The sequence below is a fragment of the Rohdeia mirabilis genome (assembly GCA_007750655.1).
GTDB lineage: Bacteria > Planctomycetota > UBA1135 > UBA1135.
On record CP036290.1, the window covers coordinates 2,259,209 to 2,274,710 of the forward strand.

The 15,502-nt window shown below is 71.3% G+C and carries 13 protein-coding genes; 9 read left to right on the plus strand and 4 right to left on the minus strand.

The features are described 5' to 3' along the window. Nucleotides 1–8 precede the first annotated feature (8 nt). The 8 genes from Pla163_RS08420 to Pla163_RS08455 all read left to right on the plus strand — a co-directional run bounded on the left by Pla163_RS08420 (nt 9) and on the right by Pla163_RS08455 (nt 9,626). A complete protein-coding gene (locus Pla163_RS08420) occupies nt 9–1,205 on the plus strand; it encodes a class I SAM-dependent rRNA methyltransferase (RefSeq protein ID WP_145186468.1) in 1,197 nt (398 codons plus the stop codon). A 37-nt stretch (nt 1,206–1,242) separates the two neighbouring features. Next, nucleotides 1,243–1,488 carry a sulfur carrier protein ThiS gene (thiS, locus tag Pla163_RS08425; RefSeq protein WP_145186471.1) on the plus strand — a complete coding sequence of 82 codons (246 nt, stop codon included), beginning with the start codon at nt 1,243–1,245 and terminating at the stop codon, nt 1,486–1,488. 198 nt (nt 1,489–1,686) lie between these two features. Further along, entirely contained in the window at nt 1,687–2,544 is an 858-nt protein-coding gene (locus Pla163_RS08430; RefSeq protein WP_145186473.1) for a thiazole synthase, read from the plus strand. After that, nucleotides 2,541–3,386 (plus strand): CPBP family intramembrane glutamic endopeptidase, encoded by an 846-nt coding sequence (locus Pla163_RS08435; RefSeq protein ID WP_145186476.1) that lies wholly within the window; start codon nt 2,541–2,543, stop codon nt 3,384–3,386. The genes Pla163_RS08430 and Pla163_RS08435 overlap by 4 nt, the downstream gene beginning before the upstream one ends. A gap of 81 nt (nt 3,387–3,467) precedes the next feature. Next, nucleotides 3,468–3,989 carry a gamma carbonic anhydrase family protein gene (locus Pla163_RS08440; RefSeq protein ID WP_419186464.1) on the plus strand — a complete coding sequence of 174 codons (522 nt, stop codon included), beginning with the start codon at nt 3,468–3,470 and terminating at the stop codon, nt 3,987–3,989. Nucleotides 3,990–4,095: 106 nt separating this feature from the next. Further along, nucleotides 4,096–5,040, plus strand: coding sequence for a sugar phosphate nucleotidyltransferase (locus Pla163_RS08445; RefSeq protein ID WP_145186479.1), 945 nt, complete (start codon nt 4,096–4,098; stop codon nt 5,038–5,040). Nucleotides 5,041–5,295: 255 nt separating this feature from the next. Continuing rightward, a complete protein-coding gene (locus Pla163_RS08450) occupies nt 5,296–6,846 on the plus strand; it encodes a 4Fe-4S dicluster domain-containing protein (protein WP_145186482.1) in 1,551 nt (516 codons plus the stop codon). A gap of 8 nt (nt 6,847–6,854) precedes the next feature. Next, entirely contained in the window at nt 6,855–9,626 is a 2,772-nt protein-coding gene (locus Pla163_RS08455) for a molybdopterin-dependent oxidoreductase (RefSeq protein WP_145186485.1), read from the plus strand. A gap of 34 nt (nt 9,627–9,660) precedes the next feature. Here the strand turns inward: Pla163_RS08455 and Pla163_RS08460 are convergent, their stop codons facing one another. From Pla163_RS08460 to Pla163_RS08475, 4 genes are read right to left on the minus strand one after another with little or no spacing between them, the layout of a single operon-like run. Next, a complete protein-coding gene (locus Pla163_RS08460; protein ID WP_145186488.1) occupies nt 9,661–11,226 on the minus strand; it encodes a protein O-mannosyl-transferase family in 1,566 nt (521 codons plus the stop codon). A gap of 35 nt (nt 11,227–11,261) precedes the next feature. Further along, nucleotides 11,262–11,945 carry a metallophosphoesterase gene (locus Pla163_RS08465; RefSeq protein ID WP_145186491.1) on the minus strand — a complete coding sequence of 228 codons (684 nt, stop codon included), beginning with the start codon at nt 11,943–11,945 and terminating at the stop codon, nt 11,262–11,264. Continuing rightward, nucleotides 11,942–12,694: a hypothetical protein gene (locus tag Pla163_RS08470; protein ID WP_145186494.1), complete on the minus strand. Its 753-nt coding sequence runs from the start codon at nt 12,692–12,694 to the stop codon at nt 11,942–11,944. The genes Pla163_RS08465 and Pla163_RS08470 overlap by 4 nt, the downstream gene beginning before the upstream one ends. Beyond that, complete coding sequence (locus Pla163_RS08475) at nt 12,684–13,256, minus strand: hypothetical protein (RefSeq protein WP_145186497.1); 573 nt, start codon at nt 13,254–13,256, stop codon at nt 12,684–12,686. Before Pla163_RS08475 ends, Pla163_RS08470 begins: the two co-directional genes overlap by 11 nt. 163 nt (nt 13,257–13,419) lie before the next feature. Here Pla163_RS08475 and Pla163_RS08480 point away from each other — a divergent pair, with 163 nt between their 5' ends. Beyond that, complete coding sequence (locus Pla163_RS08480) at nt 13,420–15,291, plus strand: PhoX family protein (RefSeq protein WP_145186500.1); 1,872 nt, start codon at nt 13,420–13,422, stop codon at nt 15,289–15,291. Nucleotides 15,292–15,502: the final 211 nt, after the last annotated feature.

The following is a 15,502-nucleotide window of genomic DNA, read 5'->3' on the forward strand; positions in this document are numbered from 1 at the left end:
GGCTCGATATGGCACGCATCGTCACAACAGGTAAGGGACGTCGCTGGGTCCAGGGCGGACACCCTTGGATCTACGCGGACGATCTGGCGCAGGCCGAGGCCCAACCGGGCGAGCTCGCACCCATCTTCGGTCCCAACGAGGAACCGCTCGGTTGGGGTCTGTACTCGAGCGCGTCGCGTATCGCCGTGCGTCTGGTCTCGCGCCGGGCGGAGCAGCCGAACCGCGCCTTCTGGCTCGAGCTCGTGCAACGCGCGATCGCGACCCGGGACATGTTGGGTCTGCTCGAGCCGAACGGCACCTGCCGCCTGATCTCGGGCGACTCCGAACACCTGCCCGGTCTGGTCGTGGACCGCTACGCCGACGTGCTCGTCGTGCAGAGCGGTTGTCAGGGCAGCGACCGCCTGCGCGACTTCCTGATCGAGTTGGTCTGCGAGGTCCTGCCCTTCGAGCCGCGCGCGATCCTCGATCGTTCGGACTCGGGCGTGCGCCGACTGGAACAGCTCGAGCCACGCGTCGAATGGGTGCGCGGTGAGATCGACGGACTCCTGCGCGTCGAGGAACCGGACGAACTCGTGTACGAGGTCGACCTCGTGAACGGGCACAAGACCGGGCACTACCTGGACCAGCGCGACAACCGCGCGATCGCTGGTTCCTACGCCACGATCATGCCCGGCTCCGAGGGGCGCGTGCTCGACGCCTTCTGCTACGACGGACTCTTCGGCATCCAGGCCGCGCGCCGCGGAGCCGAGCAGGTGCTCTGCCTCGACCAGTCGGCCGCCTGCGAGGAACGCGTGCTGCGCAACGCCGAGTTGAACGGCGTCTCGGACCGCATCACGTTCGCGAAGGCCAACGCGATGCACGACCTGCGCCGCCGCGCTTCCGAGGACGAGAAGTACGACCTCGTCGTCGTCGATCCGCCGGCCTTCGCCCGCAACCGCAAGGAGGTCCAGGGCGCCGAGCGCGGCTATCGCGAGCTGAACGTGCGCGCCATGCACCTGGTCGAGACGGGCGGACACCTGGTGACCGCCTCGTGCAGCTTCGCCATCGGTCGCGAGACGTTCCAACGCATCCTGGCCGAGTCCGCGCGCGACGCCCAGCGCGACGCCTACCTCCTGCACCTGGCCGGGGCGGCCCACGACCACCCGATCAGCCTCGCGCTGCCGGAGAGCAACTACCTCAAGTGCGCGTTCCTGCGCGTGGTCTGAGCGGCGCCGCGCTATCGCAAGGCGTGCGACGAGAGCGATGAACGGTCGGCAGGACGAACAGCACGGACGAACGGACGGCACGTTCGCCGTCCGCGTCAACGGGACCGAGCGCGAGGTCGCAGTCGGCACCACCGTCGCGCAGCTGCTCGACCTGCTCGAACTGCGCCCCGAACTGGTCGCCGTCGAGGTCAACGGCGCCCTCGTTCCGCGGACCCGTCGCACCGAGCACGTGCTCGAGTCCGGCGACGCGGTCGAACTGGTCACCCTGGTGGGCGGCGGCTGAGCCGGGCGCGAACGCCGGGTCCGTTCGCGGAGGCCACCTCCGCCGGCCGGCGCGCCGCGAACACAGCCTTCGGACCGGCGCGGCGCCACGGCCGGTCGACGCGAACGGAAGAACGGCGCCACCCCAGAACAGAGCCACTCGAGGCCGCGCCAGGTTCGCTCCGGCGCAGGCTCCCGCACAGCACCGACGAGACGTTCCATGACCCAGCCCAGCTCCATCGAGGCCGCCGAAGCGGCCGCCACGCGCGACGACGACCTGGTCGTCCGCGGACACCGATTCGCGTCGCGCCTCTTGGTCGGCACCGGCAAGTACGCCTCGTTCGAACAGACGCGTCTCGCGCTCGAGCTGTCCGGCAGCGACTGCGTGACGGTCGCGGTGCGGCGCGTGAACCTCGACCCGAGCAAGGGCGAGAGCCTGCTCGACCACATCGATCGCTCGCGCTACACGATCCTGCCCAACACGGCGGGGTGCTTCGACGCCGAGTCGGCCATCCGCACGGCGCAGCTCAGTCGCGACCTGTTGGACACGCCGCTCGTGAAGCTCGAGGTCCTGGGCGACGAGAAGACGCTGCTGCCCGATCCGATCGGCACGCTCGAAGCGACGCGGCGCCTGGCCGACGACGGCTTCTGCGTCTTCGTCTACACCTCCGACGATCCGCGCCTGGCCGTGCGCCTGGCCGAAGCGGGCGCGGCCTGCGTCATGCCCGCGGGTTCGCCGATCGGTTCCGGCCAAGGGGTGCTGAACCCCAATGCGATCCACATCGTGCGCGAGCTCGTCGACGTGCCGGTCATCGTCGACGCCGGTGTGGGCACGGCGAGCGACGTGGCCTTCGCCATGGAACTGGGGGTCGAGGGCGTGCTGCTGAACACGGCGATCGCCTCGGCGGACGACCCGCTGCGGATGGCCGTCGCCATGCGCCACGCGGTCGTCGCCGGTCGCCAGGCCTACCTGGCCGGACGGATCCCGCGGCGGCTGTACGCGAACGCGTCGTCGCCGATGGACGGCCGGATCGCCGGATCGGGCACCGCGAGCCAGAGCGGAGCGCACGACGCGTGAACCCCAGCGACGCCATTCTTCCGGCGCTCCAGGAGGGGGCCGGAGCGACGCAGGCCGCGGGGTCGCAGGGAGCCCTGTCGCCCGAGTTGGTGACGGGACTCGTGCTGCTGGCCGCGGCGCTCTGTCTCGTGCCGATCGCGGATCGTGCACTGCACGCCATCCGACCCGGGCGCAACGTCTTCTTCGCCCGCTGGGGCTTCGCGCAGGCGCTGGTCTCGGTGCTCGTCGCCGCCGCGGTCGGCTGGGCGGTCTCGGCGTTCGCGGCACCCGACGTCGCCGAGCGCTGGGCGATTCCGGCGGGCCTGACCGCGGCGCTCGTCGTGGCCTGGCACGCCGCGCGCACCCTCCATCCCGAAGGTTGGCGCGCGCTCGGGCTCACCGGCCCCGGCGGACCGCGCGACCACGCGGCGGCCGTGGCGCTGCTGGTGCTCGGTGCGCCCGCCGTTCTGGGCGTGGGCCTCGTCTGGGCGCGGGTCGTCGGCGCCGATCCGCTCGCAGGCACCGCCGCGGCCGCGCTGGGCGGAGACCCCGTCGCGCTGGCGCTCGTGCTGGTCGGGCTGCCGCTCGTGTTCGAGCTCTACTTCCGCGGCTTCCTGCTCCCGCTCCTCGCGCAGAACTTCTCCGAACGCGGCGGCATCTGGCTGTGCGCGCTCTTCGGCGCCAGCGTCGGCGGCGTCGGGGCACTGGGCGCGCAGCTCGTGCTCGGTGCTCTCGCGGGACAGCTGCGGCTGCGCACCCAGCGCGTCCTGCCCTGCGTCGTGCTGCACGCCCTCTACAATGGCGCGGTCCTCGTCGCAGCGCTCCACCTGGACGGTGCGTCGGGCGCCTGGACGCCCCTGTAGCGCTGTCCGGGCCCCACGAACGGTCGCACTCGACGCGTCCGTTCGCCGTCCATCCCCACCGAATTCGGCCAAGCATCCACCGTGACCCAGTTCCCGCGCCGAGGCCTGATGCTCCCCGTCGAAGGCGGCGGTTGGCGCGCGGCGAACGCGACGCTGACGGGTGACGTCACGCTCGGGGCGCGCGCCAGCGTCTGGTTCGGAGCCGTCCTGCGCGGCGACGACGCGGCGCTCGTCGTCGGCGAACAGAGCAACGTCCAGGACCTCACGATGGTGCACGCCGATCCCGGTGTGCCGAACCGCATCGGCGTGCGCACGACGGTGGGTCACCGCTGTGTGCTGCACGGCGCGCGGGTGGGGGACCGCTGCCTGATCGGGATGGGCGCGATCCTGCTCGGCGGCTGCGAGATCGGCGACGAGTCGATCGTGGCCGCCGGTGCCGTCGTGAAGGAGGGCGCCGTGATCCCGCCGCGTTCGCTGGTGGTCGGCGTCCCGGCGCGGATCGTCAAGGAGGTCAGCGACGAACAGGTGCAGGACATCCTGCGCAGCGCCGCCGGCTACGTCGCGAAGGTCGAGCAGTACCTGCCCGACGCACCGGCGCCCTGAACTCGCTCCACCGACGCACCTCTCGACTCGAACGGGCACGGGCGCACCTGGCCCGCGCCACGATTCGCTCCACACTCAAGCACTCCGACCGGAACCTCTCACCGCGATGAACTCGAACGAACGGTCCGACGTGGTCGGCGTGATCCTGGCCGCCGGCAAGGGGACGCGCATCCGCCCCTTCAGCCACACCTTCCCCAAGCCGCTCCTGCCCGTCCTCGACAAGCCGTTGATGGTCTGGCAGATCGAGTCGATGCGGGCGATGGGGGTGAAGGACATCACGATCGTGATCGGCCACCTGGGGCACGAGATCGTGACCTCGCTCGGCGACGGCTCGAAGTTGGGCGTGCGGCTCAGCTACGTCGAGCAGGAGAGCATGCTCGGCATCGCGCACGCGGTGGCCCAGCTCGAGCGGCACGTGGATCGCCCGTTCCTCCTGTTCCTCGGCGACATCTTCTTCGAGACGACGAACCTGGACTCGATGCTCGAGATGTTCCGGCAGGACGGCGTGAGCGGCGTCCTGGCGGTCAAGCCCGAACCGGATCCCGAAGCCCTGCGCCGCAACTTCACGGTCGCCGTGGGGGAGGACGGCTTCGTGTCGCGCGTCGTCGAGAAGCCGCGCCATCCGTCCACGAACCTCAAGGGCTGTGGTCTGTACCTGTTCGACACGACGGTCTTCGACGCGATCCGCCGCACGCCGCGGACCGCGTTGCGCGACGAGTACGAGCTGACCGACGCGATCCAGATCTTCATCGAGAACGGCTACAAGCTGCTGCCCGCGCCGGTCGTCGAGCGCGACCTGAACCTGTCGCTGCCGGCCGACCTGCTCGACCTCAACCTGCACGTGATGACGTCGCGGGGACTGGACGGCTTCACGGCGCCCGGAGCGATCGTCGGCGACGGAGCGCGCCTCGAGCGCTGTGTCGTCATGGACGGTGCCGTGGTCGCCGCTGGTGCGCACCTCGTCGAGTGTCTGGCGCTGCCGGGCGCACGCGTGCCGGGGGGTGAACACCGACGCACCGTCTTCTCCCAGGACCAGGCGGTCTCCTGCTGAGCGCGCGCGCTTTCGCATTCCTGCCGCTCGTGTTCCGTCCGCTCGGGCGCGGAGTCCGATCCCACGCTCCCGACCGCGCTACCATCCACGCCTCCCAGGACCGCTGCCTCGGATCGCCCCGCCCTGAGGTGGTGCCGTTCGAGCAGCACCCTTCGGCCGGCGCCCTCGATCCGGCCCAGCCTGCCCAACTCGTCGCCCCGCACGCCTAGGCGTCCGGTTCGACGGTCCCGCGAACCCCGTCCGCGCTCCCCCCGCATGCAACTCGGATTCGTCATCGATCAGTCGCGCTGTATCGGCTGCCACGCCTGTACGGTCGCCTGCAAGTCGGAGAACGACGTCCCGGTCGGGTCCTTCCGCACCTGGGTCAAGTACACGGAGAAGGGCGAGTTCCCGAGCGTGAAGCGCAGCTTCAGCGTCATGCGGTGCAACCAGTGCACCGATGCGCCCTGCGTCTCGATCTGCCCGACGGGGGCGCTCGAGAAGCGTCTGGCCGACGGGATCGTCGACCTCGACAAGGAGGCCTGCATCGGCTGCAAGAGCTGCATGCACGGCTGTCCGTACGACGCGCTGTACATCAACGACGAGAGCGGTACGGCCGAGAAGTGTCACTTCTGCGCGCACCGCACCGAGGTCGGCCTCGCGCCCGCCTGCGCCGTCGTGTGTCCGACCGAGGCGATCGTCCCCGGTGACTTCGACGACCCGACCAGCGTCGTGTCGAAGATCGTCGCGGGCGGCGCGACGACCGTGCGCAAGCCGGAGGCCGCGACGAAGCCCAACGTGCACTACGTGGCGGCGGCGGCCGAGAACCTCGATCCGACCGCGACCACGAACGACCGCGGCTACCTGTGGTCGAACCGCCGTCCGGGCATGGACATGGCGGCGTCGGAGTTCGCGGCGATGGAACAGCGCGCCGCCGCGACCGCCAGCGTGCCGCGCACCACCTACGACGCCGAGCACACCGCGCTGTGGGGGTGGAAGATCTCGGGCTACCTGCTCACCAAGTCGATCGCCGCCGGCGCGCTCCTCGCCCTGCTGCTGCCGGCGCTCTTCGGTCTCCTGCCGATGCCGAGCGCGACCGGACTGGCCGTGGCGGCCGCGATCGGGCTCCTGTTCCTGACCGCGACCAGCGCGCTGCTCGTGCTCGACCTCAAGCGGCCCGACCGCTTCCTCTACATCCTCCTGCGACCGAACTTCTCGTCGTGGCTGGTGAAGGGGACGTACCTGCTGATGGGGTACGGCGCGCTCGCGTCGCTCTGCCTCGTGCTGGGACTGTTCGACCTCGTGCCCACCGGCGCGCTGCTGTCGGTCCTCGCGGGCGCCACCTGCCTCCTCGCCGCGCTCGCCGCCTGCTACACCGGTTGGCTGTTCGGACAGAGCAAGGGCCGCGTGCTGTGGATGCGTCGCGGACTGTGGGCGCACCTCGTCGTCCAAGCGGGTCTGGCCGGCACCGCGGTGCTGATCCTGGTCGAGCCGCTCGTCCTGCCGAGCGGCGAGCTCGAGACGTTGCGCACGCTGCTCGTCGGTTGGCTCGCTCTGCACCTCGCGTTCATGCTCGCCGAGCGCTTCCTGGCGCCGAAGGGACGCGAGCACGAGTACCACCGCGTCCAGGCCCTGATCGAACGCGGGCCCTTCGCCTTCCGTCACTGGGCGGTCGGGGTCGGACTCGGGATCGCCGCGCCGGTGCTCCTGTGCCTGATCCCGGGTGTTCCGCTCCTCGCGGTGGGGGCGGCGCTGCTCGCTCTCGTCGGCGTCGCCTCGGAAGAGGATCTGTTCGTGCGCGCCGGCCAGGCGCTGCCCATCTCCTGACCACTGCCATGTCGAACACGAACGGAACGAACGGAGCGAACGGCCCCGCCACGCGCACCAGTCCCTGGGAGCTCGGCGTCGGACCGCCGCCCGAACGCTGGGACGACTGGACCGAGCTCGACGCGAACGCCTGGCCGAAGAAGGTCGAGCGGCACTACAGCCTGGTGCCGACGATCTGCTTCAACTGCGAATCGGCCTGCGGCCTGCTCGCGTACGTCGACAAGGAGACCGGCCGCACGCAGAAGTTCGAAGGCAACCCCGTGCACCCGGGCAGTCGCGGGCGGACCTGCGCCAAGGGCCCGGCCACGATCAACCAGGTCGAGGACACCGAGCGCATCCTGACGCCGCTGCGTCGCGTCGGTCCGCGCGGCAGCGGCCAGTTCGAACCGGTCACCTGGGACGAGGCGCTGGACGACATCGGCGGCCGCATCCGCAAGGCGTTCCTCGAGGAGCGTCAGGACGAGGTCGTCTACCACGTCGGTCGTCCGGGCGAGGACAACTTCGTCCTGCGCATGCTGCAGGCCTGGGGGATCGACGGCCACAACAGCCACACGAACGTGTGTTCGGCGTCGGCGCGCGTCGGCTACACGCTGTGGTTCCACGCCGACCGCCCGTCGCCCGACTACAGCGAGGCGAAGTTCGCGCTGCTCCTGTCCGCGCACCTCGAGACGGGCCACTACTTCAATCCCCACGCCCAGCGGATCATGTCCGCCAAGGAAGGGGGGATGCGCCTGGCGGTGATCGACACGCGCCTGTCGAACACGGCCAGCCACGCCGACCACTGGATCAGTTCCTGGCCGGGGACCGAGGCGGCGCTCCTGCTCGGGATCGCCCGCGAACTGCTCGAGCGCGACGCGAACGGCACGCTGCTCGACGGCAAGCCCGCGATCGACCGCGAGTACGTGCGGACCTGGACCAACTGGAAGCAGTACCTCGACGACACCGATGCCGACGGCCCCGGCACCTTCGAGCGCTTCCTCGAGCTGACGCGCGCGATGTACGCGCGCTACACCGACGACTTCGTCGCCACCGAGTGCCGCATCCCGGCCGGAACGGTCACGGCGCTGGCCGACGAGATCCAGCGCGCCGGTTCCCGGTTCACGAGTCACCTGTGGCGCAACGCGGCGAGCGGGAACCTGGGCGGTTGGCAGATCGCGCGCAGCCTCGTGTTCCTGCACGTGCTCACCGGGTCGGTGGGGACGCCCGGCGGCGTGAACCCGAACGGCTGGGACAAGTTCGTGCCGACGCCGTCGGAGAACCCGCCCAAGATCAGCCGCTGGAACGAGCGCCACTGGCCGCGCGAGTACCCGCTCGCGCACTACGAGATGAGCTTCATCCTGCCGCACCTTCTGGAGCGCCAGGACTCGAGGATCGACGTCTACTTCACGCGCGTCTACAACCCGGTCTGGACCAATCCGGACGGGTGCACGTGGATCGAGATGCTCGAGGACGAGAACCGCATCGGCTGCCACGTGGCGCTGACGCCGATCTGGTCCGAGACCGCGCAGTGGGCCGACTACGTGCTGCCGATGGGCGTCGCGTCCGAACGCCACGACGTGATGAGTCAGGAGACCCACGCGGGCAGTTGGATCGGCTTCCGCCAGCCGGTCAATCGCGTGATGGACGAGCGCAACGGCAAGCGCGTGAACCGCACGTACGACTCGAACCCCGGTCAGGTCTGGGAGGAGTCGGAGTTCTGGATCGACCTGACCTGGCGCATCGACCCGGACGGCTCTCTCGGGATCGCCAAGTGGTTCGAGAGTAAGCAGCGTCCCGGCCAGCCGGTGACGATGGACGAGTACTTCGGGGACGTGTTCTCGAACGTGCCCGGACTGGCCGAACGCGCGGCCGAGCACCAGTTGGACCCGCTCGGGTACATGCGCAAGTTCGGTGCGTTCGACGTGCCCTACGCGGGCCAGCGACGCTTCGCCGACGTGGTCGAGAAGGGCGGTTTCGAAGCCGAGGACGGCACGCGCCGCCGCGGCTTCGGCACGCCGACCGGGCGACTCGAGTTCTGGGTCCCCGACATGGAGGCCTGGGGTCACGAAGGCGCCGGCGTGCCCGGGTACATCCAGAGCCACGTGCACCACAGCCACCTGGACGAGCCCGCGGGCGACCGTGTGCTCCTGCCGACGTTCCGCCTGCCCACGCTGATCCACACGCGCTCGGGCAACGCGAAGTGGCTGCAGGAGATCAGCCACACGAACCCTCTGTGGGTGCATCCGAAGGACCTCGAACTGCTCGGGCTCACGGACGGCGGACTGGCGCGCGTCGCGACGCGCATCGGTCACTTCGTCGTGCGCGTGTGGGAGACCGAAGGCATCCACCCCGGCATCGTCGGCTGCTCGCACCACGTGGGCCGATGGCGCAAGTTCCAGGACGTCGGTGGCCAGAAGCGCGCCAGCTCGATGGTCGAGATCGTGCGCGACGGCACCACGTTCGGCTTCCGTCAGAAGGGCGGCGCCGGCCCGAGCTCGAGCCCCGATCCCGACAGCGAACGCGTGTGGTGGAACGAGGTCGGTGTGAACCAGAACCTCACCTTCTGCGTGCAACCCGACCCCGTCAGCGGCATGCAGTGCTGGCACCAGCTCGTGAACGTGAAACCGGCGCAGGCGAGCGATCGCTACGGCGACATCTTCGTGGACACGGCCAAGAGCCGCGCGGTCTTCGAGGAGTGGCTCGAGCTGACGAAGCCCGCGCCCGGACCTGGTGGCCTGCGCCGGCCCCTGTGGATGAAGCGCCCGTTGACGCCGACGGACGAGACGTATCGGATGGAGTAGGGGCCGGACGGAGGAGATGCGTGGCGTTCGACGCTCAGTCGCCGCCCACCTCGTCCTCAGCTCCGGGCGGCTTCGCGACGCCCGTCCGCGGCCTCCCGACCAGGTACGGGTGGCCGTTCCACTGCGCCGGTTCGAGCGCGTACGTCTCGCCGATCGCGGCCTCGATCGCCTGCATGTACGCAGTGAACGGCGGGTACTGCGCCGCGAGGTCCATCCACCCGCGGTCGATCACGATGGTCGTTCCACTCGCGCCGATCTCGGTTCCCAGCCGGGCGAAGCGGCGGGCGAAGCGCTCGGGCGGGGCACCACCGAGGATCGCGGGCGTCAGCGCCTCGGCCACTTCACTGTGCGTGAAACGTGGATCGCGGCCGTTGATCAGCTGCAGGTCGAGGTGGGCACCGACGAGGATGCCGCCCGCGGGCGCGAGCGCGCGAACGGCGTCGAAGCGCGCGTCGCCGATCGCTTCGTTCGCGAGCCGCGCGGGAGCGGTCAGGACGGCGTGCACACCGAACGCTCCGGCGGCGGCGATGCCCAGTGCCAGCGCAGCGACGCGCACTCGCTCGACCGGCACGAGGGCCGCGCCCCGCGGGTCGGGCCCGATCGCCGCGGCGCCCGCCAGGAGGAACACGACCGGCGACACGAAGTACCCGCCGCTGGTCGGAATGCCGTAGACGAGGAAGAAGGCGAGCCCCGGCAGCGCGGCCGCGAAGAAGGGGAGGAAGAGTCGGGCGGTGGGACGTCCGTCGCTCTCGCGCAGGCGCTGGACGAGCGTGCGCAGCACCAGCGCGGCCGTCACCACGAGCGCGACGCCCCACGGGATCAGGAGCTCGTTCGAAAGGTGTGCGGTCGAGAAGCCCGTGAAGTAGTGCTCGACCAGGTAGCGCACGTTCCCGGTCGGTCCGGACTCGCCGCTCATCGTCGACAACGAGTTGATCCACCACCCGACGGCGGCGCCGGTGGCGAGCGCCGCTGCGGCGAGGACGGCGTTGCGCAGCGGAACCGTGAGTTCGCGGTCGCCGCGTCGTGCCGCGATCCACCACACCCCCGGCAGGAGCAGCAGGTTCGACGAATGGCACGGCAGCGCGAGCGCGGCTGCGAGCGCGAGCAGAACGGCTCCGCGCACGTTCACCGTTCCGACGTGCCGAGTCGCGGCGACCAACAGGGCCGCGGCGCCGACCGCCTGCATCGCGTGGACCTCGACGCGCGTGGCCTGAGTCCACAGGCCCGCCGATGCGAAGAGGGCCGTGGTGGCGAGCACACAGCGCACGACGCCGCCGACGTGGAGCGCCGCGCGCGCGAACAACGCGATGCACAGGCCGGCGGCACCGGCGGAGGTCCACAGGAGCGCTGAGAGCACGTGCCCGTCCAGGCCGCGAGCGACGAGGCGACCGAACGCGCCGTAGGCCACGTGGTAGTAGGAGAACAGCGAGTCCGTGTGCAGTGTGACGTCGCGCACCAGCCCGGGGCCGTCCTCGTCCAGCGCGGTCGTCGAGAACACGCGGTACGCGAGCGTGGCGGCGACGGCCAAGAGGCCCAGGCCGAGCGCGCGCGCCCGTCCACGGCGCTCCGACACGGCTGCGTTGACTGTTCCCTTCGACACGATCGGACACACGCTAGCACGGCGTTCGCGCGGACCTATTCGAAGCGCAGGAGGACGGCCTCTTTCGGGCACCGCAGTCGCAGCGGCAGGCTGTCGCCGCAGCCGCGCCCGACGATCAACGGACCGGCACTCGTCTCGAACCGGTCGCCGCACCAGCGCGAGAGCAGCACGCCGGGGAAGTGGCGCCCGGCGCGCGTGAACAGGATCGCCTGTCCGCCGTGCAGGTGCCCCGCGACCGCCGCGCGGAAGTGGCAGCCCGCCGGCACTTCCGAGGGCGCGTGGGCCACGCACACCACGGTCTCGCGCGGCTGGGCGACGGGCAGGTCACGGGACCAGGCCAACGTCAGATCGCCGAGTCGCAGCGGTCCGTCCTCCAGCCAGGTGGCGCCGCCCGCGATGCAGGCCTCGCGCACCACCCGGCGGCGCGTGCCCCGCTCCACCGCGTGGTCGTGGTTGCCCGCGATGGCGCAGGTGGGGGCGACGCGCGCGAGCAGGCGCACCGTGCGCTCGAGCGTCGGGACGGCGTGGCGGTGGTCGACGAAGTCGCCGCCGAGCGCGATGGCGTCCGGGCGCGCGGCGCGGGCGACCCGCACGAGTTCGCGAGCGAGCGAACGCGTCCACGGCCAGCCGAGGTGCCAGTCGGACAGGAACAGCACGCCCATGCCGCGCGTGCCTTCGGTGCCGACGACAGGTTCGGTCCGCAGGTCGAGGCGCGTCATCGCACGCCCGTCCTCGTCCTCGGGCGAACGGCGTCGTACCACAGGACGACGGCCAGGCAGCCGGTGGCCCAACGGCGCGTGAACGTCGTCGGGCCACCGACCACCATGCGCACGGCGATCGCCATCACGGTCACGAATGCGTGGACGACGCCGGCCCTTGCGACCCGCGCGTTCGAGTCGCGCAACGGGTGCTGCGAGCCCTCGAGCGCGAACGGGAACACGAAGACGAGGCGGGACTCGACCGCGTAGAAGCCGAGGACGAAGGCGACGAGGGCGAGCGCGGTGCTGGAGACCGGACCGCTCGCGAACGGGCCGAGCACGAGTCGGAGCGCGACCGCGAGCCCAGCCCCCGCGCCGACCGCGAGTCCGTACTTGACGAGACCGAGGCGTCCGAAACTCACGGCGCTCGACGCCGCCGGCACCGACCTGGCGTCGCTGGCCTCCGAGTTCACCGAGTTCACCGAGCGCTCCGACGCGACGCGCAGCGCGTCTGCCATCCAGCGTGCGCCGCCACCGAATCCACCGCGCGCCGCCGTGGGGATCGCGCTGGTCAGACCGCCCGAGTCGTGCTCCAAGAGCGCGTGCGCCGCGTTCCACAGGTCGCTCGCCGCCGGGAGGTGCGCGACGTCGACGCTGGACGTGCCCGCGTGCTGGACCGTCGTGGTCCCAGCGTGCGCCGCCATCCGCGCGCCCGCACGACGCCCCGTCGAGTTGGCCGCGACGCCGGTCGCCACGGGTTCAAGCGCCATCGGACCGCGCCAGGCACCAGGACAGCCAGGCCAGGTACGCGATCGCGTTGCCGCCGACGAGTCCGCGGTGCAGCAGGGTCTCGTAGCTCGAACAGCGGCGGTGGAAGCGCACTTCGTCGAACACGATCGCGCCGGCCGTGTAGAGCGATACGGCCGAGGCGGCCAGGATCCACGGCCGCGGTGTGGACGCGACGCTGGCCACGGCCATGAACACGAAGAGCGGTGCGCCGCCCAGCACCAGCGCGAACGACTCGGCGCGTTGCTCGAGGGTCGGGACGATTCGATGGCCGGCGCGGTGGTACCGCCAGTCGAGCACGCCGCACACGCTCGCGATCGTGCCGAAGATCGCGATCAGCCACAGCTCGAGCGGCGCGTGCGTCGGCGACGCGAGCCAGTCGAGGCCGTGAGCGCGCGTGAACAGGACGAGCCCGATCCCGAACAGGATCCCCGGGCCCAGGACCGCGAGCAGGTTCGCCCGGCCGGCGACGTCGGTGGCGCTCGCGTGCTGGTCTCGGGCGCGCGCGATCCCCGTGCGCGCGTCGCTGGTCGTTCGGGCCTGCATGGGCGCATGGTACGGGCTCGGGAGCGAGCGGTCCCGGCTCCGCGAGGTCCTCTTCCGGGTCCCACCGCATTGACGGGAGTTTGATCCGCGCGAACGTCCGCTCCCCACGCCTTCCGAGCGCACAATCGCGCGTGCAGCGCGACGTGCGCTCGCCCACCGAACCATGAACACCACGCACGACCAGCGCGATCCGGCGCGTCCCGGACCGACCTTCACCGAACTCGTCGCCCGGCGCTATCGCCGACGGGACGTGATGGCCGCGGCGCTCTTGGCCCTGCCCTTCGCGACGCGGCGCGCATCGGCCCGGAGCCTCGGACCGGCGCTCGACGTCGACCCCTTCCGGTTCGACGAAGTGCCCGCGTCGACCGCCGACACGTTCGCCGTTCCGAAGGGGCACCGCGCCCAGGTCGTCCTGCGCTGGGGCGATCCGATCGTCCCCGGCGCGCCCGCGTTCGACCACCGCCGTCAGTCCGCCGCGGCCCAGCGCGGACAGTTCGGCTTCGGGTGCGACTTCAACGCGTACTTCCCGCTCGCGGACGAGGGCGAGGGCCTTCTGTGCACGAACCACGAGTACGTCACCGAGCGCGATCTCTTCGTCGAGCCCGCCCGCGACGCGGCCGAAGCCACCGAGCGTTTCCACATCGAACTCGAGGCCCACGGGCACACGATCGCCCACCTCGAGCGCGGCCCGGGCGGCGTCCTGAGGTTGCGTGCGGACTCGCGCTACAACCGCCGCATCACCGGCTCGACGCCGCTTCGTTTCGACGGACCGGCGGTCGGTTCGCCGCTGCTCGTGACGAACGCGGACCAGAGCGGTGGACGGCCGCTCGGCACGCTCGCCAACTGCGGCGGGGGACGCACGCCGTGGGGCACGGTCCTCACCTGCGAGGAGAACTACGACGAGTACTTCGGCCGCGTCGAGGAGCTCGAGGATCCCGACCTGGTCGCACGCCTGGCGCGCGCGGGCATCACGCCCGGGAAGGAGGCCTACGGCTGGTACGCCCACGATCCGCGCTTCGACCTGACCGTCGAACCGAACGAGCCGAACCGCTTCGGCTGGGTGGTCGAGATCGATCCGTTCGATCCCGAGTCCGTGCCGGTCAAGCACACGGCACTGGGCCGGTTCGAGCACGAGGCAGCCGCGTGCGCGCTCGCCGACGACGGTCGCCTCGTCGTGTACATGGGCGACGACGATCGCTTCGAGTACCTCTACAAGTACGTCAGCGACGGCACTCACGACCCGACCGATCGCGCGGCGAACCAGACGTTGCTGCAGCGCGGGACCCTGTACGTCGCTCGGCTGTCGGTCGACGGCACCGGCGAGTGGGTGCCGCTGGTCCCGAAGGGGCCGCTCGAGGGCTGGACCCAGGCCGACATCTGCGTCCACACCCGCGCGGCGGCGGACCTGGTCGGCGCGACGCCCATGGACCGGCCCGAGGGCGTCGAGGTCAGCCCGCTCTCCCACGCCGTCTACGTCTGTCTGACGAACAACCAGAAGCGTGCGGCCGGCGACGGCGCGGCCAATCCGCGGGCGCAGAACCGTCACGGCCAGGTGCTCGAGCTGCTCGAGGGCGGAGGCGATCTGGGAGCGACGCGCTTCGGCTGGTCGCTGTTGATGGTCTGCGGCGATCCGGCCGACGAGTCCGATCCGCACGTCTCCTACGGCGGCGCGCGCGATCCCGAGGGCACGGCCGTCTCGTGCCCGGACAACGTCGCGATCGACGAGCACGGCAACCTGTGGATCGCGACCGACGGCCAGCCGAAGACCCTGGGCGTGAACGACGCCGTCTACGCGGTCCCCACGGGCGGCGCGCGGCGCGGGCGGCCGACCCGGTTCGCGACGGGGCCGATCGGGTGCGAGCTGACCGGGCCGTGCCTGGCGGAAGAGGGCCACACGCTGTTCCTCTCCGTCCAGCACCCGGGCGGAGGCGGGGGGCTCGTCGAACCCACGAGCACCTGGCCCCACGACGACAGCGGGATCCCGCGGCCCAGCGTGGTGGCGATCACGCGCGTGGACGGGCGCCCGCTCGGCTGATCCCGGCGGGCGCGCCCGGGTCCCGTGGCCGTTCGCGTGCGGGGCGTGGCGTTCGCGCGCTGGCGCCGCCGCGGGGCTCGACGAAATGGCCGGTCGGTGTTCATGGCGGGGGCACGGGCAGCCGAATCGATTGGAGGTCCGGGTCCCAGCCCGGCGAATCCCCATGCCCGAAGGCCACTTCATCGAGCGCGCTCCCATGCGGGGCGTGCGG

Excerpts from the sequence above, each read along its gene's own strand:
- Pla163_RS08420 (WP_145186468.1), top strand. The coding sequence starts at position 9 with ATGGCACGCATCGTCACAACAGGTAAGGGACGTCGCTGGGTCCAGGGC.
- thiS (WP_145186471.1), top strand. The coding sequence starts at position 1,243 with ATGAACGGTCGGCAGGACGAACAGCACGGACGAACGGACGGCACGTTC.
- Pla163_RS08430 (WP_145186473.1), top strand. The coding sequence starts at position 1,687 with ATGACCCAGCCCAGCTCCATCGAGGCCGCCGAAGCGGCCGCCACGCGC.
- Pla163_RS08445 (WP_145186479.1), top strand. The coding sequence starts at position 4,096 with ATGAACTCGAACGAACGGTCCGACGTGGTCGGCGTGATCCTGGCCGCC.
- Pla163_RS08450 (WP_145186482.1), top strand. The coding sequence starts at position 5,296 with ATGCAACTCGGATTCGTCATCGATCAGTCGCGCTGTATCGGCTGCCAC.
- Pla163_RS08455 (WP_145186485.1), top strand. The coding sequence starts at position 6,855 with ATGTCGAACACGAACGGAACGAACGGAGCGAACGGCCCCGCCACGCGC.
- Pla163_RS08465 (WP_145186491.1), bottom strand. The coding sequence starts at position 11,945 with ATGACGCGCCTCGACCTGCGGACCGAACCTGTCGTCGGCACCGAAGGC.
- Pla163_RS08470 (WP_145186494.1), bottom strand. The coding sequence starts at position 12,694 with ATGGCGCTTGAACCCGTGGCGACCGGCGTCGCGGCCAACTCGACGGGG.
- Pla163_RS08475 (WP_145186497.1), bottom strand. The coding sequence starts at position 13,256 with ATGCAGGCCCGAACGACCAGCGACGCGCGCACGGGGATCGCGCGCGCC.
- Pla163_RS08480 (WP_145186500.1), top strand. The coding sequence starts at position 13,420 with ATGAACACCACGCACGACCAGCGCGATCCGGCGCGTCCCGGACCGACC.